The organism is Embleya sp. NPDC005575 (assembly GCF_040605455.1).
In the GTDB taxonomy this organism is placed as follows: domain Bacteria; phylum Actinomycetota; class Actinomycetes; order Streptomycetales; family Streptomycetaceae; genus Embleya.
Genome location: NZ_JBEXCV010000003.1, coordinates 58,911 through 75,313, shown reverse-complemented (window position 1 = coordinate 75,313; position 16,403 = coordinate 58,911). Strand labels below are relative to the sequence as shown.

At 69.0% G+C, this 16,403-nt stretch carries 16 protein-coding genes; 7 read left to right on the top strand and 9 right to left on the bottom strand.

All coding sequences use genetic code 11. The annotated features are described in order from the left end of the window. The first annotated feature begins 371 nt into the window (after positions 1–371). Complete coding sequence (locus ABZS54_RS01620; RefSeq protein ID WP_355529525.1) at positions 372–1,040, top strand: DUF4073 domain-containing protein; 669 nt, start codon at positions 372–374, stop codon at positions 1,038–1,040. Positions 1,041–1,335: 295 nt separating this feature from the next. Here the strand turns inward: ABZS54_RS01620 and ABZS54_RS01615 are convergent, their stop codons facing one another. Beyond that, positions 1,336–2,256: a hypothetical protein gene (locus ABZS54_RS01615; protein ID WP_355529522.1), complete on the bottom strand. Its 921-nt coding sequence runs from the start codon at positions 2,254–2,256 to the stop codon at positions 1,336–1,338. A 34-nt stretch (positions 2,257–2,290) separates the two neighbouring features. Further along, positions 2,291–4,204: an IucA/IucC family protein gene (locus ABZS54_RS01610; protein ID WP_355529519.1), complete on the bottom strand. Its 1,914-nt coding sequence runs from the start codon at positions 4,202–4,204 to the stop codon at positions 2,291–2,293. A gap of 297 nt (positions 4,205–4,501) precedes the next feature. Here ABZS54_RS01610 and ABZS54_RS01605 point away from each other — a divergent pair, with 297 nt between their 5' ends. Further along, entirely contained in the window at positions 4,502–4,774 is a 273-nt protein-coding gene (locus ABZS54_RS01605; RefSeq protein ID WP_355529516.1) for a hypothetical protein, read from the top strand. Between the two features lie 476 nt (positions 4,775–5,250). On the opposite strand, the gene ABZS54_RS01600 is transcribed toward ABZS54_RS01605, so the two are convergent. Continuing rightward, positions 5,251–5,673: an ATP-binding protein gene (locus ABZS54_RS01600; protein ID WP_355529513.1), complete on the bottom strand. Its 423-nt coding sequence runs from the start codon at positions 5,671–5,673 to the stop codon at positions 5,251–5,253. 467 nt (positions 5,674–6,140) lie between these two features. On the opposite strand from ABZS54_RS01600, the gene ABZS54_RS01595 reads away from it, so the two are divergent. After that, positions 6,141–6,413 (top strand): hypothetical protein, encoded by a 273-nt coding sequence (locus ABZS54_RS01595; protein WP_355529510.1) that lies wholly within the window; start codon positions 6,141–6,143, stop codon positions 6,411–6,413. Between the two features lie 80 nt (positions 6,414–6,493). Continuing rightward, complete coding sequence (locus ABZS54_RS01590) at positions 6,494–8,056, top strand: MDR family MFS transporter (RefSeq protein ID WP_355529507.1); 1,563 nt, start codon at positions 6,494–6,496, stop codon at positions 8,054–8,056. Here the strand turns inward: ABZS54_RS01590 and ABZS54_RS01585 are convergent. Then, positions 8,018–8,554 carry a hypothetical protein gene (locus ABZS54_RS01585; protein WP_355529504.1) on the bottom strand — a complete coding sequence of 179 codons (537 nt, stop codon included), beginning with the start codon at positions 8,552–8,554 and terminating at the stop codon, positions 8,018–8,020. The two genes, ABZS54_RS01590 and ABZS54_RS01585, sit on opposite strands and share 39 nt — an antisense overlap. A 142-nt stretch (positions 8,555–8,696) precedes the next feature. Here ABZS54_RS01585 and ABZS54_RS01580 point away from each other — a divergent pair, with 142 nt between their 5' ends. Both ABZS54_RS01580 and ABZS54_RS01575 read left to right on the top strand, forming a co-directional pair. Then, positions 8,697–9,155, top strand: a complete 459-nt coding sequence (locus ABZS54_RS01580; RefSeq protein ID WP_355529501.1) for a hypothetical protein — start codon at positions 8,697–8,699, stop codon at positions 9,153–9,155. A 50-nt stretch (positions 9,156–9,205) separates the two neighbouring features. Further along, the gene (locus ABZS54_RS01575; RefSeq protein ID WP_355529498.1) at positions 9,206–9,484 is read left to right on the top strand and encodes a hypothetical protein; all 279 of its coding nucleotides are present in this window, start codon (positions 9,206–9,208) and stop codon (positions 9,482–9,484) included. Between the two features lie 1,177 nt (positions 9,485–10,661). Here the strand turns inward: ABZS54_RS01575 and ABZS54_RS01570 are convergent. Further along, positions 10,662–11,048: a peptidase inhibitor family I36 protein gene (locus ABZS54_RS01570; RefSeq protein WP_355529495.1), complete on the bottom strand. Its 387-nt coding sequence runs from the start codon at positions 11,046–11,048 to the stop codon at positions 10,662–10,664. A gap of 194 nt (positions 11,049–11,242) precedes the next feature. Between ABZS54_RS01570 and ABZS54_RS01565 the strand changes: the two genes are divergently transcribed. Next, complete coding sequence (locus ABZS54_RS01565; RefSeq protein WP_355529492.1) at positions 11,243–11,743, top strand: hypothetical protein; 501 nt, start codon at positions 11,243–11,245, stop codon at positions 11,741–11,743. A 44-nt stretch (positions 11,744–11,787) separates the two neighbouring features. Here ABZS54_RS01565 and ABZS54_RS01560 read toward each other — a convergent pair whose 3' ends face one another. The 4 genes from ABZS54_RS01560 to ABZS54_RS01545 all read right to left on the bottom strand — a co-directional run bounded on the left by ABZS54_RS01560 (position 11,788) and on the right by ABZS54_RS01545 (position 16,147). Further along, entirely contained in the window at positions 11,788–12,423 is a 636-nt protein-coding gene (locus tag ABZS54_RS01560) for a class II aldolase/adducin family protein (RefSeq protein WP_355529489.1), read from the bottom strand. Between the two features lie 1,075 nt (positions 12,424–13,498). Then, positions 13,499–14,494 carry an ATP-binding cassette domain-containing protein gene (locus tag ABZS54_RS01555; RefSeq protein WP_355529486.1) on the bottom strand — a complete coding sequence of 332 codons (996 nt, stop codon included), beginning with the start codon at positions 14,492–14,494 and terminating at the stop codon, positions 13,499–13,501. Next, on the bottom strand, positions 14,491–15,300 hold the full coding sequence (locus ABZS54_RS01550) for an ABC-2 family transporter protein (protein ID WP_355529483.1): 810 nt from the start codon (positions 15,298–15,300) through the stop codon (positions 14,491–14,493). Before ABZS54_RS01550 ends, ABZS54_RS01555 begins: the two co-directional genes overlap by 4 nt. After that, positions 15,293–16,147 carry an ABC-2 family transporter protein gene (locus ABZS54_RS01545; RefSeq protein WP_355529480.1) on the bottom strand — a complete coding sequence of 285 codons (855 nt, stop codon included), beginning with the start codon at positions 16,145–16,147 and terminating at the stop codon, positions 15,293–15,295. Before ABZS54_RS01545 ends, ABZS54_RS01550 begins: the two co-directional genes overlap by 8 nt. Positions 16,148–16,403: the final 256 nt, after the last annotated feature.

The following is a 16,403-nucleotide window of genomic DNA, read 5'->3' as shown; positions in this document are numbered from 1 at the left end:
CGCCATGACCAGCTTTCACAAACATCGGCGCGTCGCAGCCGTGTGCGCCGCGCTCGCCCTCACGGCAGGCGCAGGCGCCGCCTACGCCGAGAGCCGCCCTGCCGCTCCTCACTCCTCCGGCCCCGTGAGCGCGGGCCCCGCCACCGCGCCTGCCAAGGTGTCCTTCAATGTCGTCAGTGACGTGCAAGGCGACCTCACGGACTTCGGCCGCGCGCTCGACCAGATGAAGGTGACCAACCCGAACAGCGGCGCGCTCGTCGTCAACGGCGACATCACCCCGCGCGGCTACAAGTCCGAGTACGACCAGGTGAAGCAGGTCCTGAACACACGTCCGCACCCGGCGAACACGTTCTCTCGGCACCGAGAAGTACATGAAGTACAGCGACCCCACCAAGTGGGACGAGGTGTGGTTCAGCGAGGAGCAACTGACCTGGCTCGAGCAGCGGGTGAACTACTGGGAGTCGCAGGGCAAGCCGACGTTCGTGTTCTCGCATCACGTCTTGCCGGAAACGGTCTCGGGCACGCGCAACAATCTCTACAAGTCTGACTACCTCCAAGCCGACCGAATCATGAACATCCTGGGCGCCCACAAGGACGCCGTGCTGTTCACCTCGCACACGCACTGGGATTTGAACCTGTCCGACTGGGCCGTGCGCAAGGTCGTGCCCGGGACCGGCAACCTCGAGGGCTTCACCGTCGTCGACACGGGTGCGGTTCAGACCCAGTGGACCGACAACGGTTCGGGCGGCGAGAGCGCGCTGAGCGGGTTGGAGAACAGCGGGCTCCAGGTCGAGGTCACGAACGACCGGGTGACGATCAAGGCCCGCGACTTCCGGCGCAACCAGTGGATCAAGGAGATGAACGTCCCGCTACACACCAAGTGCGCGGCGGCCAAGCCGTGGACCGAGTCGATGACGTATACGAACGGCGACACCGTCGTGTGGACTAACCACACGTGGCGTGCCAAATGGTGGACGCGGGGCGAGGCACCGGGCACGACCGGTCAGTGGGGCGTGTGGGAGGACCAGGGCACTTGCTGATCGCCGTCGACAAGACCTGAAGGAGTGGGACCGTCGGCGGCTGATCCCACCCTCTCGGCAACCCCGGCCGCACCCCCGCGGCTTGACGCTTCGGTGCAGGCCCACAAGGTCCGCACCGCATGTAGTCGCAGGCGGCGCGGCTGTTCTGCGACGGCATCCCGCAATCCCGCGGACCGGTATGGCGCGCTGCGGCGGTCAGGCCGTCCGCGCCGGTCACGGTCACAGCCGCAGTCACGAGAGGTGAAGGCGATCGATCGATCGCTTCAGCCATCGAGTCGCGGTGTTTGCGGACCGCTCAATGGCCGACCGCCGGCAATGAGGACGTATGCGGATGGTTTCGCGTGAGGGTCTGGCCCCCGCCCCGGTCGCCAGGCGTCCGTGCCGGGCCGATCATAGGGTCGATACACACGAGCGTGAGGTCCCCCTTGTCGAGTATGCCCGCCCGCCGTCGCGCGGCTGCCCACCGGGCGAGTTCGCGGGGGCTTCCCGCCGCAGGCTCGCGCAGTTCCTCCCAAGGCCGCCCACCTGCCAGCGCGGTGCGCAGAAACCACGCGCCGGCCGTGTCGTTGGCGACGTACAGCAGATCACGGTCGGTCCAGGTACCGCGCGCGCACCGCACCCGCCGTGCCACCGCGGCGGGGTCCGCGCCGTTGCTGGTCGCGACATCGGACCGTCGTGAGGTGGGAAACACCCGCCAGAGTCGGTCGCCGCGGACCTGGAAGAGATAGGCGTCACCGAGCACTGCGGCCGCCCATTGGCCCCGTCCGGACAGCCACGGATGCGGCGCGATATGCGCGGCGAGCACCGCGGAAGCATGTGCCCCACGCTCCAACTTACGCAGCTCGTAAGGCTGTACGGGCATGCCGCGTCGATCCCGCTCGACCAGGTAGCGCTTGGTCAGCTCGGGCCATCGGCCCGCCGCACGAGCCAGCACGTCGGCGAAGCCCGTCCCTGCGCACAGCAGCGGAGTGGGCGCCGCGCCGCATGCCCGCACCAGGAGTTCGGCCCAGCGTCGGGCAAGCAGGCTCTCCGCGGCGCCGTCCGCCAGAGCAACCCGTAGCGCGCCCGGCCGGTCCACTCGGACGCGCCTGCACGCGGGTCCGGCCGGCGGCAGGAACCCCCGCCCGGCCCCGTCCCCGATCCAGACCGCGTCCTCGTACTCCAGAGGTTCACCTTCGTACCGGTGCAGCGCCAGGACCGTGACGTTCGCGCGCACCGTGCCGTCTCCTCTGTGGTGGTACGAGAACCGCTCAGCCGCGCACGTCCGCGATCGGGTTGGGGATATCGACGTAGACGGACTGGGTCTCCAACGGAACTTCGAGTTCGTCGATACCCGCGACACGGGTAAGCAGATTGGCCTTGCACCGCAGTGTGGCACCGTCGAGGAGGCGGTCCATGAGCGGGCGCCCGGCGGGGTGATCCGCGCGCGTGCGGACAAGCCGGTCGCGGAAGATCGCGATCAACGCCTTTTCGTCGGCCAGCCCTTGCGCACCCATCGCGCCGACAAGGCCGAGTACGTTGTTGATCGCGAGGTAGTAGCCGAGCCGTTCGTCGATCACGTGGTCGGAGCACCACGTGCCCAGGTCCCGACCCGCGCCGGGGAGCCAACGGGCCAACCGCGCACCGCGTTCGGCCGAGAAATAGTAGCCCTGATTGCCGCGGTAGCGCCCGCCGATCGGTCGGCCGTCCGTGTCCAGTACGACCAGGGTGTTTTGTTGATGTGCCTCCAGCCCAAGGCCGTACTCGCCGTGCAGCCACAGGATCGGTGCGACCAGTACGTCCAGGTAGCGGCGGAACCACGATTCGGCGGTCTCCCGCAGCGGCGTCGCGGTGCGCGCGGCGAGCGTGTACAGCACGTCGGCGAGCAGTGACCTCCCCCGCGGCAGGTCGGGGCGCGGCGCAGCCAGCCCCGCGATGCAGTGCACGCGATCGCGCGGCCCGAATGGGTTGTCCCGCACCACGAGTTCGAGCCCCGACTCGCCGCGACCACCGGGGATGTCGACGGCGATCCAACCAAGATCGCGCAGCACGTCGAAGCCGGGGTGGGCTGAGTGCATGACGCGCTTGAGGCCGGCGTCGAGCATCCGGTGCACGGCGAGACCTCGGCGCAGTTCGCTGCGGTGGTTCTCCCGACGGGAGTTGGTGATCTCGACGCCGAGCGAGGTCTTGAGCATGACGGGCGCGCCGGTGCGGTACACAGTGCGCAGCGAGGACGTTGCCGACCACGCGGGCCCGCCGGGGCCGAGGTCGCGGAGCAGGCCACGCTCCAGGAGGGCGGCGACGCCGGGCCTGCCCAACACGTCGCGGGCCTGCCACGGGTGCGCCGGCAGCGCGACCATGCCCGGTGGCAGGCTCACATCACCTTCGGCGAGCCCGGCGAGCACGACCGGTACGGGACGCCCCAGATCGCCGTCGTGGACCGCGACGGAGGGATCGACGGCGAACCAGTGCAGCGGGAACGAACCGCGTAATTCCGGCGAGTAGCGCGGCGACGAGGGTCCGTACATGCCCTGGCGGGACGCCGGCGATGGATGCATCGGGTGGCCGAGCACGATCGACTGCTCGGTGCACATGAACGGCGTCGTCCCGGGAATGTCCTCGGGCGCCTTGCGGCGCTCGGCGAGGTGGTGTGCGATCCGCCGGGTCGAGTCGATCACCCGATCGGTCATGTCGGCGATCGCGGTGATTGAGCCGACCCGCCCGTGCGCCGCCTCGATCGCAAGCAGCACAGCCAGCGTCGTTGCGTCGAGTGCGACACCGCTGCTCAGTCGGATCGGCCCGAAGCGGTGCATGCCGGTTTCCGAGCGGTACAGGATCGGCGCGACGACGGTGCTGGCGGTCGCGGGCAACGGTAGCCGTAAAGGCCCGTTCACCGGGACCGCCGTGCCGCTTTCGCGGATGCGGCAACGCAGTAGATTCTCGATGGCCGCGTGGTCGGCCGCACGCGCGGGCGCGGGGTCGAGCAGTGGGTCGCTCGAGACGTGGTCGGCGGGGCCGATGTGTCGTGCGGCGCCGAGTACCGCGCCGGGACGCGGGTGTTCGGGTTCGAGATGGGTCGGATGGGCTCGCGCGGGCGAGGGTTCGTCCCCGGCCGGGCCCGGAGTGGGCTTTCGAGGGATGCCCGGTTGCGCCGGCTCCGGAAGCGCCTCCGCGGATGTCGACATGTGCGGTACGTACCTCCCCTGGTCTGCACGGCCGTGGGTCGGGCGACGGTTCGAATCGTGGACGCGGCCCATTCGCCACCGCTCCGAGGGACGTTCACCGTACGGCAATCCGCCGGTTATCAGAATCATGTCCCGCATCGGGCTCCCGTGTGCGGGGTTTGCGCGATGGCAACCCCTTGTCGTGATCCGCGATGTCGGCGGTCACCGACCCCTCTGCCCGCCCGGCCCGTTGCCCTGATGTCCTCACCTAGCGGCCGCAGAGCCCGTCACCACGGTACGGATGCCTCCATAAGTGCGATGCCAGAGACCAGACAAGGCGGTTCCGGTACGGTTTCGCGCTCCCCGGATGAGGATGCGCCGTCGGGGCGAGCGGACCGTGGCGGGTCCGCCGGCCTGCGTCGGCCGTCGATGTGCGTGGTCGAGGTCGAGGTCGAGGTCGAGGTCGAGGTCGAGGTCGAGGTCGAGGTCGAACAGGTTGTACATCTCGCGCCCACAAGGAGTTTGCGCCATTTCCGATGGATCGGGGTACCGGTGCCGAATATGGCCGCCGTAATTCCCTCGTTCCGTTGATCGTCAGCACGCAACGTCCGCCTGCGGTTACGATGGGAACGCCCCTGGGCCGTACGCATCGACGGGCGAACCGAGCGACCCCTCGCTCCGGTCCGCGCACTCACCCGCAGCTGCCCGGCCGGTGCGGCGAGGCTTTGTCGCTGCCTGGACGTCGACCCGCGAGATCCGTCGCACGCTGGTTCCGCCCTCGTACAGGCTGCGGGTATCTATGTCGCGCTGCGGAGAAAACGGCGGCGGCTACTACCGGTTGACGTTGATCTTCCCTCGATCGGGTGATGACGACAGTGGCCAGCGCGCTCGTCCTTGATGCCGACCTACGGTGGCGCTCCGGAGGCTTGGGCCCCGTCAGGATCAAATGAAGTCACTGAAGGACCAACGGCGCGCCGTGGAGATCGCCGACCCTCAACCGAGGAGGTCACGGGGCGCGAGGCGAGAAGTGTCGGGAGGGCAGGGAAGGCAACGACGGCGCGCGGAGCTCAGGCGACCGGCCACGGCAGGATCACCCACAGGGTCTTGCCGTCCGGGTGTGCCTCGATGTGGATTTGGCCGCCGAGTTCGGTGACGATGTTGCGCACGATCAGCAAGCCTCGGCCGGAGGTGTCGTCGACCGTTTCCAACAGGGCGACCGGGCGATAGGGATGGCGGTCGCGTACTCCCAACCACAGCCAGCCGTCGTGCACCGTACAGGTCACCGAGACCTCGGGTGACAGTACGGCCGCGTGTTCGACGGAGTTGGTGATCAGCTCGGAGGCGACCAGCTTGAGGGCGTACCCCAGGTCGTGCCCGTAGGGCAGCCCCCAGTAGGTCAGATGGTCCGCGAGAGCTCGTCGGGCCTGAGCGACCGAGGCCGGTTGGGCGGGCAGGGTGAACCAGCAGGATCGCTCGTATCCCGTTCCCATGTCACCCCTTTCGGCGCCGCGCCTCAGCGTACTGACCGGCGCGCACACGGGCGCACGGTTGACGATTCGTCATATCGCTACGATTCGATGATCGGTCGCGTGTGTGAGCGAAGGTCGACATGGGCAAGACCATCGCAGTCCACGTCCCTCCCGGCGTGTGATTGTGAGCGCCGAACAGCGGCATTCCTCTGCGAATGACCGGATTGTGCACGGCGCGGATTCCAGAAGGGTGACTACCTGTGGTGGAAGATCTCGATGCCGTCGAACAGGCCATGTTGGCCAACCTTCTCGACGGTCGGCGGCCTCGTCGGCGCAGCTCGGAGACGCCGACTCGGTCCAATCGACAACACCAGCCCCCGCAGCAGCAGCGCCGTCAGGCGCAGTCGGCGCCGCGTGCGGTCATCCCGGCGCCGACCCCCACGGCGGCACCCAATCGAGACGCTACGCGCGTTCTCGACATCGGTCGCGTGATCAAGCAGATCGACCCCCGGACCACGCCCGAACAACGGCATGCAATGGCGACGAGTTGGACCCAGTTGGACATGACGGCAGCTCAGGTGCTGGCGTGGCTGACCGCCGGCATCCTGCCCACCGAGTACAAGCTGGCGGCCCTGTGCCTGGAGCGGGGTCTGACCCCGCAGGACATGAAGACCCGCCTGGATGGCGTGCGCGTGGTCGAGCGGCTACGCAGCGAGGGCGTGGACGGCGTGGTGGCGCAGCTGCGCAGCGGTGCCGCGTAGGCGGCCGCGCCGAGGACATCGCACGCCGGGCCGGTGGGGATCATTGACATGGTTCATTACCAAGCCTAGCTTTTAGCGATGTGAAGGATTCGGGGGCGGGCTCCGCCGCCCCACCTACTCTGACGCACCGCCAGATCTTGTTGGTCTTCTGCGGGTTGATGCTCGGCGTCATGCTGGCATCGCTCGACGCGACCATCGTCTCGACGGCGATGCCGACGATAGTTGCCGACCTCGGCGGGCTCGAACACCTGGCGTGGGTAACCACCGCGTACACCCTCGCCACGGCCGTCTCGATCCCGCTGTACGGAAAGCTCGGCGACGCCCACGGCCGCAAGCGGCTGTTCCAGTTCGCCATCGTGGTGTTCCTCGCCGGCTCGATGTTGTGCGGCACCGCGCAGTCGATGGGCGCGCTGATCGCCTTCCGGGCCGTCCAGGGACTCGGCGCCGGCGGGCTCATGAGCAACGCGCAGGCCATCATCGGCGACCTGGTGCCGCCCGCCGAGCGTGGTCGCTACCAGGGCTTCATCGCGTCCACGGTCGCGTTCTCGACCGTGTGCGGGCCGTTGATCGGCGGCTTCTTCACAGAGGCTCTGTCGTGGCGATGGGTGTTCTACGTGAACATCCCACTGGGTGCGGTGGCGCTGATGGTCACGTCCGTGGTGCTCAGACTGCCGCGCAAGGCCTACACCAAGCGTCCGTTCGATGGCTCCGGTCTCGCTCTGCTCACCTGCGGAACCAGTGCCCTGATCCTGTTCACGAGTTGGGGCGGGACACAGTTCGCCTGGATCTCCGCACCGAGCCTGGTGCTGGCCGTGACGGCGGTCGGCACGCTCGCCGGTTTCGTATTGGTCGAGCGGCGTGCGGCCGACCCCTTGATTCCCTTGCGGCTGCTCTCGCGCAACACGATCGTGCGGGTCGCGTGCCCGCTGACCATGGTCACCGGTTGCCTGACCCTCGGGATGAGTACGTTCCTGCCGATCTACCAGCAGATCGTGCGCGGTCATGGACCGACCGAGTCGGGGTTGCTGCTCGCGCCCATGATGCTCTCGATGATGGTGTGCTCGACGTTGTCGGGCCGGCTGATCTCGCGGATCGGCAAGTACAAGCGCTTTCCCTTGATCGGCACCGTGCTCGCCGCAGCCGGGCTCGTGGTGTTGTCGCTGCTGGGCACGAACAGCCCGTACTGGCATCTGCTGATCGGGCTGATGGTGTTGGGATTCGGACTCGGCACGATCGGGCCGGTGACCACACTCGCGGTGCAGAATTCGGTCGAGCAGTCGGACATCGGCGTGGCCACCGGCCTGAACTCCTTCGCGCGCTCGATCGGTTCGGCCCTGGGCGCGGCCGTGCTCGGTGCGGTGTTCGCACACGAACTGGCCGACGGGACCGTGAGCAGCGATGCCGGCGAGACCGGCATGGGGGTCACCCGGCAAGCGATCGACGCATTGCCGGCGGAACAGCGGGAGGCGACGTTGGCCGGATTCGCGGGCGCGCTCGACGCGGTGTTCCTGGCGGCCGTTCCGATCGCGATCCTCGGCTTCGTGCTCGCGTTGATGCTGCGGGAGATCCCGTTGCGTCGGGGGCCGAAACACGTCACGACCGGATCAGCGGGCACCGAACGCAAGCTGTTCGAGGCCGGCTGACAGGTCGCGCAGGTCTTCCGCCGCGTCCCAGGCCCAGTGATTGGGGTTGCCGGCGAGCGCTTCGTCCGTCTCCAGTCGGCGCAACACGAGCCCCGCCAGGTCGAGGACGAGGTCGTGTTCGTCCTGGCCGTTCAACCGGTTCAGCACGATCACGACATCGCACACGCGCCGGGTGAGGCTGCGTTCGGGGATGCCCTCGATCAACCGGGAGAGGCCGTAGCCGGCCATCAGACCCAGGATCATGCCGCGTATGGTCGACAGGTCGCGCCGTTCCCTGGCCGGTTCGAACCGGCGCCACCAGCGCACCCACGCCTCCGGTTCGGTGGTCGCGCGGGCCTCGATCGCGGTGCGGTGCGGCGGTAGGAACGCCGACCGCACGGACCCGGCGAGCATCAGCCGTTCCAGGGTCGCGTCCACCGCGACCTCCAAGTCGGGGCGCGGCGCCGATCGCGCGGAGGTTCGACTGTGTTCGGCGGCGGTCGATGCCATCGTCGTCATGCGATGTATTGGAGCGGAGTGTCGCATTGCCCCGCCCTGCGATCACTCGAACGAGGGACACCGTGTCGCATGAACGAGTGAGAACTGTGGCACCAGGACGACAACGGCGCGCGTTTTCGGATCCGGGGGCTATGCCGATCGCATGGCCGCGATCGCCGGCCGACTGGTGATCGAATCCGGAATGCCGCACAAGCAGCTGTACTGGGTGGCGGGGCCGCCTACCCCGACCTGCCCGACACCCGGCGCTGCGGCAGAGCGGATCCAGGCCCTGGCGGCGGACCACGAGCCGACGGCCGCCGCGTTCCTGGCGGCCTTCCAGCGCATGGGGGCGTCGTTGCGGGACGACCGCCACCTCGAACCGGACACTGTGGCGGCGTTGTTCCGGGTCGCGTGGGAGCACGCCGAGCCCGGACCGGCGCGTGGGTGCGAATCCGATCCCGAGTACGCGCCCGAGAGCGAAGGCGAGCAGGCTCAGGCACCGGCGCCCGACCGCGCTCGGGACCATCTGATCCACGCCGCGGCCGTTTTGCGAGCCTGGGACCCGCACACGGATCTGCGCTGGCAGGATCTGCTCAACCTCGTAACGCGCATGCCGCGCTGACGGCGGTCCGGCGCCCGGGGAGCGTGCACACTCATCGATTCAGGGGATCGATGCGCGAGCTTCAGGCCGGTGACCCGACTCGGATCGGGCCGTACTACGCGCCGGTCCTGGACGCCGCGGACGCGGACGAGCCGTGGCTGTCCACCGCCTACAAACCCGGGCCGTCGCTGCACGCTGCGGTCGCCGAGCAGGGTCCGCTGCCCGCCGAGGCCGTGCGCGTGTTGGCCGGTGGCCTCGCCGAGGCTCTGGCCGCACCGCATGACGCCCGGGGTGTGCACCGCGACCTGAAACCCTCCAACGTGTGCCGGCCCAGGACGGTCCGCGCGTGATCGACTTCGGCATCTCACCGATCGGTGAGCAGACCGAGCTGCCCGCACAAGCAGCACGGTCGGTTCCCCGGCTACCTCGCCCCCGAGCAGGCCCTCGACGCGGAAGTGGCGCCGGCCGGTGACGTGTTCGCGCTCGGCGGCGTGCTGGCCTACGCCTCGACCGGGCGCCCGCCATTCGGCCGTGGCCGGGGAGGCGGTCGTGTGTCGATGCTCCCAGCGCATCAGGCCCCCGTCGGCGCCCACCCGGGCTCATGCCCGCGCCGACGCGCCGTCCGCCACCCACCGTTGCCGAGGCCGCTCGCCGACCCTCCGCCAACCCTCGGCCCGTCCAGCGGCGCACATCCCCTCTCCCGCCGCACTGCCCCCGCCCGGGCCACGCAGCCGCGGTCGTGCCGGGCCGATCGCCGCGGCCGTGGTGGCTTGCCTGCCGGCCGTCGGTACGGCGGTGCCGGTGCCGGTGCCGAATCTGATCCACGAGGACCCACCGGCCGCCCACGGGACGGATCCGCCGACCTCCAAGGCCAGCCGGGGCGGCACCACCGCTCCGAACGGCGCCACGCCCGGAGCTGCCACGCCCACTGCCTCGGCCTTGCCCACGACCCCCGGGCCACGCCCGCCAGCGATGCCTCCGAGTGCGGCCGGTGAGACCGGCGCAGCCTCCAGGGCTTCAGTTCCTCGCGCCGGCGGGCTGGACGGTCGAGCAGGGCACGGACGGCCCCCACGTGATGTGTGTGCTGCCGCCCACCACGCTCCTGGGTCGTCCCAACGACGGCTGCGCGGTGGACGGCGTCGCGATCCGCCTGCCCGATCCGCCCGGGCGACGAGTGGGGACGGGCGCTGGATCTCGAATCCGGATCCGGCTGGGTCTGGCAGGGCGACGCCTGGTGCCGCGGGGCAATACCCCGCGGCACCGCGATGACCGCATCCTCGACCATCGTCGAACGCGGGGCCCGCCCGGTCGGACCCAAGACCGCCGATTACTGCCGTTGGTCGGCCGGTTGCGACAACGGCTCGACGTATCACGCTCGGGTGTGGTGGCTACCGGTCACGAAGCCCTCCATCGAGACCTTCGCGATACCGCCGAGTCCGGACGCGACGGTCGATCGGATGGTCGCGTCCTTCGATTTCTCGGGCTGTTCCTGAGCCCAGGGTTGACGACCACCCGCCATACCCGCCGTCACGGCTTCTCCCAGATCTGGAAGGCCCGAACCGTGAAGGGGACGTCGGGCACGAATACCCCCTCGCCCGGATACGTGCTGAAGTCCCCTTCGGTGGCACACTCCCTGCTCTGATACATCGTCACGTAGCGATCCATGCGGTTCGCGAAGGACAGTGCGTCAACCCCGTCGGGCAGTGACACGCACTGCTCGACGTTGACGCCCTTCAGTTCGAAGGTCGCCGCCGGCGCACCCGCAAAGCCCGGCTCGGTCCAGAAGCACACCTGCCCGGGCGCACACGAGGTCGCCGCAGCCGCTGTGGCGGAGGCGCTCGGTGCCCCCGCAGCGGTCAACAGGCTCGTGGTCAAGGCCAGCGCGCAGGCAAAGCGGCGTCGCATGCGGTTCATGAGAACTTCCCCGTTCGTCGAATCCGTTGCCCCGGTTCCGACGTGTGTCCAGGGTTGCTCATGAAAAGGCGAAGTGCGGGCGAACGGGCGCTGATTTACCTCGAAAGAGTGCATTCAAGATCGACATCGCTTATCCAGGAACCAGAGCGCGAAACGTTTCGTCGCTGTAGATATCGGCTCATTCGGAGGCTGTCATGGCTGTTGTATCCGCCCCCCGTCGCCATCTCGTCCGCTCCGCACTCGGCGTCGCCGCCGTCGTCGGCATCGCCGCCACCACCGTGTTGTCCGGGACCGCCCAGGCGGCCGGCACCACATACCTCACCAACATCCGCACCGGGCAACACGTGACCTACGACCGTGTGGTCCTCGACTTCTCCGCCGGTCTGCCCGCCTACGGCGTCACCGGCACCAGCAGTCTGCAACAGTGCGCGAGCGGGAAGCCGGTCAGCTTCCCGAACAGCGCCGAGTACGTCGAGTTGGACATCGCGAGCGCGGCTCACGACGACAACGGCAACGCCACCTACACCGGCCCGCGCACCGTGGTGACCAACATGCCCTCGCTCACCGGGTACGCGGTCACCTGCGACTTCGAGGGCAAGCTCAAGGTGGGCATCGGCTACAAGAGCAACGTGCACCAAGTGGTCACATCGGTCCTGACCAACCCGAGCCGCATCGTGATCGACGTCAAGCGCTGACCGACGGCCGGGCCGAGGTGCGCTGCGGGCCGGCCCGTCCCGGGTCATCCCGTCCCGGTCATCCGTCGTTCGACCGCCGCCAACTCGGCGGCGGTCAGCACGCTGGGCGTGCCCACCGCGAGCGAGCGCACGTAGACCTCGCACAACCACTCCAGGATTTTGGTGCGGTCGTACGCCTCGATCAGATCCCGCCCCAGGGTCACGCCCCCATGGTTGGCCAGCAGTGCCCCGCTTCTACCACCCGCGAGCGCCGCCCGCACCGAGTCCGCCAACTCCGGCGTCCCATAGGTCGCGTACGGGGCGACCCGCACATCGTGGCCTCCGAGCAGCAGCACGTTGTAGTGGATCGCCGGCAACACCGGCAGAGTCGTCGCCACCACCGCACCGAACACGGCGTGCGTGTGCACCACGGCTCCGGCGTGCGGGTCGCTCTCGTACAACGCGAGGTGCATCGGCGTCTCGGAGGATGGCGTCCGCGTGCCCTCCACCACCGTGCCCTTCAGGTCCACGACCGCGCACTCGGCAGGTGTGATGCGTTCCAATGGGGCACCGGAGGGGGTGATCGCGACCAACGGACCCCGGCGCACGCTCAGGTTGCCGGAGGCGCCGACCACCAGGCCGCACTCAACGATCCGGCGTCCGAACTCGCACAGTTCGCGACGCTCGTCCTCCAACAGCACCGAGGCCTCCCGACCAGGATACGCCCGGATTCGCTCTGACACCACCACGACCGATCGGGGCGAGATCGCCCGAACAGATCCAATCAGATCGGCGCGCTCAGATCCCGCCGTGGTGTCGATGGAAGGCTCCGTCGCCTCGGCCTCGCCCAAGCGAACCGAGCACGAGCGAGGCGAATCGGCTCCGGTGACGAAGTACAGCCCCACCAGGACCATCGCCAGCACCGTGGTGACGGCGTACAGGGGCAGTGTGTCGGGCATCGCGAACGCGGCGCGGCAGCCGCGTCCCAGCTCGATCTGCTCACCGAGCCGTCCTTGTCATCGGCTTATACGCCATACGACGTGGTGCGGCCTCGCGGACCGGGAACGGCGGGACGCACCGGGCCCGAACTCCCGCATCACTCCTTTGTCGCAGCCACCTCGGTGACGCCCGTCGCGGACCGGTACAGCGCCACGATCTGACGGACCTGCTTGTCGGGGTCACGGATCCAGTCCCCCCTCCACGAGCGATACACGACGCACCCCCGGCTCCTCCAGACGAGCCCGCCGCAGCCACTCGCGCTCGCGCGCGGACGACTCCGCACGTTACGCACTGCGATCGGTCTCGATAGCGACCATCATCCGCCTCGCCCAGGGCGGGAGGACGGGCAGACGCGGCGGCGAGTATCCGTATCTGGTCCGGGTCGGCGTCGCCCACCCACCCGGCCATCGCCGCGTCGGGTTCCGCCGCCCGCAGCGTCGCCGCGGCCCCGGCCAAGGCCGCGACGACGCCTTCGCGAGCGAAGTACCAGCGGTGTCCCGGGTCGGCCGGCAATGGAAAGCGTCCGGCCGCCCACCGCGACAACCGGCACCGACGACCTCGTCCCGACTACGCGTCATCTCCCGTCCCCCTCGGGAAGACTCTCTCCCGAGACACCACCCGACCGCAGGGGGCAATCCCTCAAACCGGGAGCCCGGCACAACGCCCGCCCCACAGGTCGTCCACAACTCGACGCAGGAGCCCGACCGAATCACGACCGCAGGGCCGCGGGCCACAGGCCGTGGCCCATAGGCCACGGCCATCCACGAAGTCGCCCTCTCACCCCCGATACAGCCGCGCGACCACCTCCTCGATCGTGGGCTCCCGCACGGACACGTCCCGCAATCCCCCGTCGCGCGCGATTCTGGCGATCAACTCGCCCGCCGGCACGCCGTCCAGCGCGAAGGTGACCCGTCTGCCGTCCGCCTCGATCGCCTCGATCGTGATGCCGGGCGTCCGCACGTCCAGCGCACGCGCCTCGTCCAGGTCGACGACCACGCGCCGGCGCGAGCCGTAGCGTGCGTGCAGGGACTCCAGCGTCCCGTCGTGCACGACCTGTCCGCGGTCGATCACGATCAGCCGCCGGCACAGGTGCTCGATGTCGGCGAGGTCGTGCGTCGTGAGCACGGTCGTAACGTCCCCGCGTGTGCCGATCTCGGCCAGGAAAGCGCGCAGCGACTGCTTGCTGACCACATCGAGCCCGATTGTCGGCTCGTCCAGGAACAACACGTCCGGACCGTGCAGGAGGGCGGCCGTGATCTCGCCGCGCATGCGCTGCCCAAGCGAGAGTTGGCGCACCGGTGTGTCCATGAACTCGTCCAGTTCGAGCATCGCCCGACAGCGGCGGAGCCGGACCTCGTGCTCGGCGCGCGGCACCGCGTAGACGAATCCCAGCAACCGGAAGGATTCACGCAAAGGCAGGTCCCACCACAGTTGCGAACGCTGGCCGAAGACCACCCCGATCCGGCGGGCGAGCCGGCGTCGTCGGGGCACCGGTTCCAGGCCGCAGACTCGCACGTGTCCCGAGGTCGGCGTCAGGATGCCGGTCATCATCTTCAGGGTGGTCGATTTGCCTGCCCCGTTGGGTCCGATGTAGCCGACCGTCTCACCTCGCGCGATGCTCAACGCGACACCGTCCACGGCGGCCACCGTCCGGGATTCCCGGCGGATTCGACCGACCTTGCGCCGGACGGTGAACTCCTTGCGTAGGTCACGCACTTCGATCATCGTCTCGGTGTCGGTCTCGATCGCAGTCATGATCCCGGTCGCGGTCACGATCCCGTACTCCTGTAGTGCCGAATCCCCGTCCGCCAGAGCAGCAACGCAATCAGCCACGCGAACGCCGCGACGGCCGGGGAAAGCCAGGCGAGCCAGTCCGGCCCACCGAGTGGATCCGCATGCCCCGTCAGGAACAGCGTGGGGTGATACCCGACCAGCGCGAGGCCGACCCCGTAACCGAATACCCGGCGCAGCAGCCCGGGGTAAATCGTCGCCGGGTAGCGCGCGAACTCCTTGCCGCCGTAGGTGAACGCGTTGGCGATCTCGCCGGATTCGACGAACCAGAACGCGACACAGGCGCCCGACACGAACACCGCGGCGAACAGCGCGCAGCCCGCGATCGGGGTCAGTACGAGCATCAGTACGCGCGCCGGCGTCCAATGAGGCGCCGCGTACACGAGGACGACCGCGAGCAGCACGGACGACTGCGCCACCCGGCCGATCCGGCGCAACGCGAAGTCGGTGGAGAGCAGTTGCGGCAGCACGCGCAACGGCCGGACCAGGATGGCGTCGAGCATGCCCTTGCGCACGTACAGCGACAGTCGTTCGATGTTGCCGACGATCAGGTCCGCGAGGTCGAAGGCGAACACCGCGAGCGCGGACATCACCAGCACCTCACGCAGCCCGAACCCGCCTACCGTTGGCGAGACGCGGAACACCACCAGGACGACCGCAGCCTCGACGAGTGTGCTCAGCGCACACGACGCGAGGTCGACGCAGAACGACGTGCGGTATTGGGTCTGGCTGCGGACCTGGGCCTGCACCAGGCGCACGTACGCCTGGCCCGCACTCGGCTCAGCCACCCTGGATCACCAGCTTGTCGGTCGCCGCCCGCTGCACACGCAGGACGAGGGGCACCAGGATCGCAACCCAGAGAAGTTGAAGTACGACGCTGCCGATCTGCGGTGCGGGTCCGGGGCGTTCGACCACGACGTCGAGCGGGATCTGGAACAGGCCGGGGAACGGGGTACCGAACCACAACACCGCCTGGGCCCAGCCGGGCAGGAAGCGCAGCGGGAAGAAGGACCCGGCGAACACGCCGGAGGCGAGCAGCCACACCGCGCCGAGGCCGCGCGCATCGAGGAGCCAGAACGCGCCGAGGTTGACGAGATAGCGCAGCGTGAAGCTCAGTATCGTGCCCAGGATCAGCGAGAGCACGAACAGCGGGATCGTGTAAGGGCGTTGTGGAACGTACATGGTGAACATCAGCGCGCCGGCGAGGACGGGTACCAGCATTCGGGCGAGCACCGCGTAGGCGGCCCGACCGAGGTCGGCAGCCAGAAATGCCTCGAACGGGTCGATCGGGCGCAGCAGGTCGGCAGTCACGTCGCCGCTGCGGACGCGGTCGGCGAGTTCGTTCCAGGTCCAGGCGTGTACGACGCTGAGGATGCCCTGACCGACCCAGACGTAGGTGGCGAGCTGGGCGGCGTCATAGCCGCCGGGTCGGCGTCCGTCCTCGGTGAGGGCGCGCATCAGCGAGTAGATCATCACCCCGAAGACGGTGTTGGTGAACAAGCCGGCGAGGGCGGCCTGTCGATAGGTGGACCAGCGGCGGAAGCCCGCACCGACGAGCGCGCCGAAGCGGTACAGGCGGGCCCGCCGATCCGGCGGGTGGTCGGCCCGCAGTGGGCGCGCGAAGGCGAACGTCATGGTGAAATCCCTTTCCCCGGGCAGCGTGCGGCGTCGGCGAGGCCGACGGGGCACGCGACTGCGGGCATACCGAAGTGACCTCGGGCGGAGGCGTGGGGATGCTCACTCTTGGTTTCGTTGCGCCGGGCCTGATGCGTGTCGAACGCCGGCCCCGGTCCGCAACACCCCGGGCAAGGCGAGCAAGAGTAGCGGACGAGCGGGGACGTTTCACCCCGGTTTCACTGACCCGTACGGGTGGGCACCCGATTTTTTCGCC

What these genes read in the sequence shown, in the direction of transcription:
- ABZS54_RS01570 (WP_355529495.1), bottom strand. Translation starts at nt 11,048, where the DNA reads ATGAACCGCATGCGACGCCGCTTTGCCTGCGCGCTGGCCTTGACCACG.
- ABZS54_RS01600 (WP_355529513.1), bottom strand. Translation starts at nt 5,673, where the DNA reads ATGGGAACGGGATACGAGCGATCCTGCTGGTTCACCCTGCCCGCCCAA.
- ABZS54_RS01545 (WP_355529480.1), bottom strand. Translation starts at nt 16,147, where the DNA reads ATGACGTTCGCCTTCGCGCGCCCACTGCGGGCCGACCACCCGCCGGAT.
- ABZS54_RS01585 (WP_355529504.1), bottom strand. Translation starts at nt 8,554, where the DNA reads ATGACGACGATGGCATCGACCGCCGCCGAACACAGTCGAACCTCCGCG.
- ABZS54_RS01575 (WP_355529498.1), top strand. Translation starts at nt 9,206, where the DNA reads ATGCGCGAGCTTCAGGCCGGTGACCCGACTCGGATCGGGCCGTACTAC.
- ABZS54_RS01605 (WP_355529516.1), top strand. Translation starts at nt 4,502, where the DNA reads ATGCCAGAGACCAGACAAGGCGGTTCCGGTACGGTTTCGCGCTCCCCG.
- ABZS54_RS01580 (WP_355529501.1), top strand. Translation starts at nt 8,697, where the DNA reads ATGGCCGCGATCGCCGGCCGACTGGTGATCGAATCCGGAATGCCGCAC.
- ABZS54_RS01620 (WP_355529525.1), top strand. Translation starts at nt 372, where the DNA reads ATGAAGTACAGCGACCCCACCAAGTGGGACGAGGTGTGGTTCAGCGAG.
- ABZS54_RS01610 (WP_355529519.1), bottom strand. Translation starts at nt 4,204, where the DNA reads ATGTCGACATCCGCGGAGGCGCTTCCGGAGCCGGCGCAACCGGGCATC.
- ABZS54_RS01565 (WP_355529492.1), top strand. Translation starts at nt 11,243, where the DNA reads ATGGCTGTTGTATCCGCCCCCCGTCGCCATCTCGTCCGCTCCGCACTC.